Here is a 5,283-nt window from a genome sequence, read left to right on the forward strand (position 1 = left end):
TCAGTAACGGAAATGACGGAATCCGCGCGGGCGGCGGAATCCGGGGTATTCGCCGATCCCGGGGAATGCGTGGCGCTGACCGTTTCCGGGGCGTGGCGGGAATGCGGCCCCGCCGGGCTGGACGGGTTGGACGCCGGGCCGCCGATGACCGTCGGCCGCGGCCTGGGATCCGTGGTGGCCTACGAGGTGCCGAGGGAGCGAGGACAGGAGGTGGGGCTGCCGGTCACCGACGACAGCAACAACCACTACGGGATCGGCCGATATCCGTCGCAGCCGCCGGCCAGACAGCCGGTACAGCAGATCTTCGATCACCTTGCATGCGCACAAGCTGGATGGAAGCATGACAAAAGGAGGCAATGCAGAAGTCGGCCCGTCGCGTACCGCCGAGGGGCGGGTAGTCGCCGCCGGCCGTGGGCCGACACCCGCCGGGCGTACCGGGAGGCGGCCTGACTGCTCGCCACGTTCCTGCCGGACTCCGCGCCGGATCCGTCCTGCGGGTTCCCGGTCGCGTGTGCCGGCGCCTTTCCGTTCACCTCTGACGACTTCGAGCGTTCGCCGCTGTCGACATCGATCGGCCCACCCTGTCCATCCGGGAGGCGGTCACGCCGATCGCCGACGGGCGGCAACTCGGTGGCCGGTACCCGGAGTTCGGCACGGAGCTGGACACGCCGCACGACCCGTCGATCCATCGACCGAAGGGCACCCGGCAATCTCGACGACGCGACGGAGGAGGGCGCAATGCACAACCGGAGCCGATCACCGGTGGCGACCGGGCCCGAGCGGATCTTCTCGGATCTGTGCGAGGTGGCGGCGCGGGTGCGGGACCAGCTGTCCTGGGAGATCCCCGAACCCCCGGTGGGACTGCCCGCCGACGAACTGTCCGCCGACCGGATCTCGCAGTACGCCCGGCAGGAGCGGACCCGGGTGCTGTCGGCGGGCGCCGCCGGGCTGGAGAAGCTCGCTGCGGGACGCACCGACGAGATCAGCGACGACGAGTCGTTCGGTGTGGAGGCCATCGTCCTGCTCGAAGGGCGGCCCGCCATCCGCGTGCGGAACCACGACTTCGCGCCGCAGCAGGGCGACTGGGCGGTGCTCGACGCCCACCGGGCCGCGATCCGGGAGACCCTGGCCCGGGTGGGCCGGGTGGAGATCTCCGGGCACGCCGGCCTGGACTGGCTCGGAACGGGGTTCCTGGTCGGCCCGGACGTGGTGATGACCAATCGCCATGTCGCGGCGGAGTTCGCACGCGGCACGGGCGGCGGCTGGACCTTCCGGCGGGGCCTGGGCGCCGCGCTCGACATGGGCGAGGAGTGCACCGGCACCGACGACCCGGCGGACGGCGGCCCTTCGTACGAGGTGACCGAGGTCCTGGGCATCCGCGAGGACGTCGACCTGGCCCTGCTGCGGATATCCCCGTACCTCGGCGGCAGCGCGCTGCCCACTCCCCTGGCGGTGGCCGCGGACGCACCCCCCGATCTCCCGGGGCACCCGGTGTACTGCGTCGGCTACCCGGCCTGGGACGGCCGCCGCAACGAACCGGAGTCCATGCGCCGGATCTTCATGGATGTCTACAACGTCAAGCGACTTCAGCCCGGCATGACCACCGGGCTGGAACCGGAGGAGAACATCATGCGCCACGACTGCTCCACCCTGGGCGGCAACAGCGGCTCCCCCGTCATCGACCTGGCCGACCACCGTGTCCTGGGCCTCCACTTCGGCGGCCGGTACGGCGAGGGCAACTACGCCGTGCCACTGTGGCAGTTGGTCGACGACCCGATGCTGGAGCGGGCGGAGGTCAACTTCGTATGAGCACCGCAGAAGGCCAGGACCGCGTTCCCGGCAGCCCGCTCCCCCGCCGGCGGACGCTCCTCCAAGGGGCGCCCGCGGTGCTGCTGGGGGGCGCCGGGTGCGCGGGCGGAAGCCGGAGCGGCGCGCCCGCCTCGCCGACCCCCTCTGCGACCGGCACGCCCGCCGAGCTTCCGAAGGTCCCGGTCTGGCGGCCCAGTCCGGGGGATGTGCAGCCGGAGGTGAAGGTACGGGCCGTGGAGCTGGTGCGGGCCATCGGTGCCTGGCCGGCCGGGGAGCGGGATGCGGCGATGGCGCGGGTGGGGGCGCTGGGGCTGGCGCCGACGCTGGTCGACCAGGCGGGGGCGCTGCGGCCCGGGGGTGCGCAGGCGGTGCTGGAGGTGGTGGATGCGCAGTACGGGGGAATTCTGGCGGACTCGGCGAGTGTGCTGGTGGTGTGCCGGCAGTGGGTGCGGCGCGGGGACGGGGCGGTGGTGGCGGGCGGGACGACGGTCGATGTGCGGCTGCAAAAGGCCCGGCCGCGGTGGCGGGTGACGGCCCTGCATCCGGCCGAGCCCGGGGCGCCGGCGGCGGCGCTGAGTCCCGAGGCGCAGCGGTTGCTGGATGCCGGGTCGTCGATCCGGTTGCCACCGGCGGCGGTTGCGGACATCCGCAGCGGGCAGGTCCATGCGAGCGTCGTGCGGGCGCTGCTGGATCTGTCCCGTACGTACCGGATCGAGGTGAGCGTGGTGCGGTCCGGGCATCCGCTGAAGGTGTTCGGGACGGATCGGCCCAGCGACCATCCGCGGGGGCGGGCCGTCGACGTGTGGCGGATCGACGGGCATGCGGTGGTCGATCCGGGGACGTCGCGGGCGCTGGTCGAGGAGTTCATGCGGGCGGCGGCTGCCGCCGGGTCGTACAACGTCGGCGGGCCGCTCCAGCTGTCGGGGGGAGCGGCCGACCAGTTCTTCTCCGACGACACCCATCGGGATCATGTGCACATGGGGTTCCGCGGCTGATCCCGAGGGGTGGCCCGGAGTCCGCGGCACGGCGTCCGCGTCGCAGCCCTCTGCCGGATGGTCACTTCGTGACGAACTCGGTGGTGTAGGTCTTCTTCAGGTCGATGGAGGCGTTCTTGAGGTTGGGGTTGAAGGACTTCAGGACGCGCTCGACGGTCGCGGGGCCGTCGGCGGGCATCACGCCGTCCTTGGTGAACATCGGGAGGGTGTTCTTGATGGCCTTGACGTAGAGGTCCTTGCCGCCCTGCGCGTAGTCGGCGGGCATCTTCGCGGCGATCTCCTCGGGCGTGTGGGTGGACATCCACTTGAGGGTCTTGACGAAGGCGTCGGCGAGCTTCCGGACGGTGTCCTTGTGGCTGTTCACCCAGTCCGTGCTCATGTACAGGCTGGAGGAGGGGTAGCGGCCACCGAGCGCCTGCCGGGAGCCTTCGGGGGTGCGCATGTCGAGGAGCACCTTGCCGAGGTTCTTGTCGACGACCTGGGCCACGGTCGGGTCGGTGGTCATTCCGCCCTGGATGGAGCCCTGTTGGAAGGCGGAGAGGAAGGTCTGCCCGGCGCCGACCCCGACGGTGTGGAAATCCTCGGTCTGCACGCCGTTCTTGACCGCCAGGTACTTGGTGAGGAAGTCGGTGGACGAGCCGAGGCCGGTGACGCCGAGCGTCTTGCCCTTGAAGTCCTTGGGGGAAGTGATGTCGCCGGCGGCCTTGTTGGTGACCAGCTCGACCTCGCCGGGGGTCTGCGCCAGCTGGACCACCGATTCGACCTGCTTGTTCTTCGCCTGGAGGTCGAGGGTGTGGTCGTAGAAGCCGACGACGCCCTGGACGTCGCCGGAGAGCAGCGAGGTGGTGGCCTGGACCCCGGCGGGTTCGGTGAGCAGGGTGACGTCGAGGCCCTCGGCCTTGAAGTAGCCGAGTTGCTGGGCGAGTCGGGCGGGGAGGTAGATGACCTTGTCGAGACCACCCACCATGATCTTGAGCTTGCCGTCCTTGGCGTCCGCGGAGGCCCCCGGGGAGGAGCCGCCGCAGGCGGTCAGGCCGGTGAGGGCCAGCCCAGCGGCGGCCACTGCGGCGGTGAGCTTGAGTGGGGTGCGCATGGTCACGTCCTTGTGAAGAGGCGGATGGGCAGGAGCGGCAGTGGACTTCCCGGCGTCAGCGGGCTTCGCCGAGGTCGGCCGGCTTCCAGCGGAAGAGCCGCTTTTCGAGGAAGGCCAGCAGCCCTTCGGCGAGCAGCGCGACGACGGCGAGGATGACCATGGCCGCGTAGACGCCGGCGGAGTTGAAGGTGCCCTGGGAGGCGTAGACCAGCAGACCCAGGCCCTTCGTGGCGCCGATGTACTCGCCGACGATGGCGCCGATCAGGGCGAAGCCGAAGCTGACGTGCAGGCTGGTGAAGATCCAGGAGGTGGCGGAGGGGATGACGACCTGGAGGGTGACCTGGCGGTTACCGGCGCCCAGGATCCGGGAGTTGGCCACCAGGTTGCGGTCGACCTCGCGGGCTCCCTGGAAGGCGTTGAAGAACACCGGGAAGAAGACCAGGACGACGGCCGAGGCCACCTTCGAGGCCGGTCCGAGGCCGAACCAGATGACGAAGATGGGGGCGAGGACGATCCGCGGCAGCGCGTTGAGGACCTTGATGTAGGGGCCGAGCACATCGGCCAGGAAGCGGATCCGGCCGAGCGCGATGCCGAGGACGACACCGGCGAGGACGCCGATGACCCAGCCGAGCAGCGCCTCGTAGAGCGTGTACCAGACCTGTTCCGCGAGGGGGCCCTGCGGGGTGCCGTTGACCGCCCACTGGGTGATCTGGTCCCAGATCTTCGACGGCATCGAGAAGTTGAAGGGGTCGATGACGGCGGCGCGGGCCAGCCCTTCCCAGAGGCCGAGCAGCCCCACGAGGAGCAGTACCTGGGTGCCGTGGACGAGGACCTTGTGGTTCCGGGCGGCCCGGGCCCTGGCCCGGGTACGGGATCCGGCGGCGCCGGTCCTGCCGGTCGCGGCCGGTGCGGCGGCGGTCTCAGGCGACATGCGCGGCACCCCTTTCGCGGGTGATGCGGACCTCTTCGCCGAGCGAGGACCAGATCTCCCGGTAGATCTCGATGAACCGCGGCTCCAGCCGCACCGATTCGACCCGGCGGGGGCGCGGCAGGTCGATGGCGAAGACCTCCTTGACGGTCGCCGGGCCGGCGGTCATGACGACGACCTTGTCGGCGAGGGCGATGGACTCTTCGAGGTCGTGGGTGACGAAGACGACACAGGCGCCGGTTCCGGACCACAGGTCCAGCAGCTCGTCCGACATCAGTGCCCGGGTCTGGACGTCGAGCGCGGAGAACGGCTCGTCCATGAGCAGGATCTCGGGGTCGTTGACGAAGGTAGCGGCGAGGGCGACGCGCTTGCGCTGGCCGCCGGAGAGCTGGTGCGGGTAGCGGTCCTCGAAGGCGGCGAGGCCGACCCGGGCGAGCCACTGGCGGGGCCCCCCCCCC

Annotated in this window: 6 protein-coding genes; 3 read left to right on the forward strand and 3 right to left on the reverse strand. The window is 70.8% G+C overall.

From position 1 onward, the window contains the following. The first annotated feature begins 12 nt into the window (after nt 1-12). The 3 genes from RZ84_RS38755 (at nt 13) to RZ84_RS04210 (ending at nt 2,804) form a co-directional block, all read left to right on the forward strand. Nucleotides 13-450, forward strand: a complete 438-nt coding sequence (locus RZ84_RS38755) for a hypothetical protein (protein WP_157878762.1) — start codon at nt 13-15, stop codon at nt 448-450. A gap of 288 nt (nt 451-738) precedes the next feature. Further along, nucleotides 739-1,809, forward strand: coding sequence for a trypsin-like serine peptidase (locus tag RZ84_RS04205; RefSeq protein WP_043263138.1), 1,071 nt, complete (start codon nt 739-741; stop codon nt 1,807-1,809). Further along, complete coding sequence (locus RZ84_RS04210; protein WP_241777567.1) at nt 1,806-2,804, forward strand: hypothetical protein; 999 nt, start codon at nt 1,806-1,808, stop codon at nt 2,802-2,804. Before RZ84_RS04205 ends, RZ84_RS04210 begins: the two co-directional genes overlap by 4 nt. A 61-nt stretch (nt 2,805-2,865) precedes the next feature. Here RZ84_RS04210 and RZ84_RS04215 read toward each other — a convergent pair whose 3' ends face one another. From RZ84_RS04215 to RZ84_RS40545, 3 genes are all read right to left on the reverse strand, one after another. Next, complete coding sequence (locus RZ84_RS04215; RefSeq protein WP_043263139.1) at nt 2,866-3,897, reverse strand: ABC transporter substrate-binding protein; 1,032 nt, start codon at nt 3,895-3,897, stop codon at nt 2,866-2,868. A gap of 55 nt (nt 3,898-3,952) precedes the next feature. Continuing rightward, the gene (locus RZ84_RS04220; protein ID WP_043263140.1) at nt 3,953-4,828 is read right to left on the reverse strand and encodes an ABC transporter permease; all 876 of its coding nucleotides are present in this window, start codon (nt 4,826-4,828) and stop codon (nt 3,953-3,955) included. Beyond that, nucleotides 4,818-5,283 (reverse strand): ABC transporter ATP-binding protein (locus tag RZ84_RS40545; protein WP_241777568.1); only part of this gene is annotated, 466 nt, incomplete at its 5' end. The genes RZ84_RS04220 and RZ84_RS40545, both read right to left, overlap by 11 nt.

This window comes from Streptomyces sp. CT34, assembly GCF_000805335.1.
Lineage (GTDB): Bacteria > Actinomycetota > Actinomycetes > Streptomycetales > Streptomycetaceae > Streptomyces.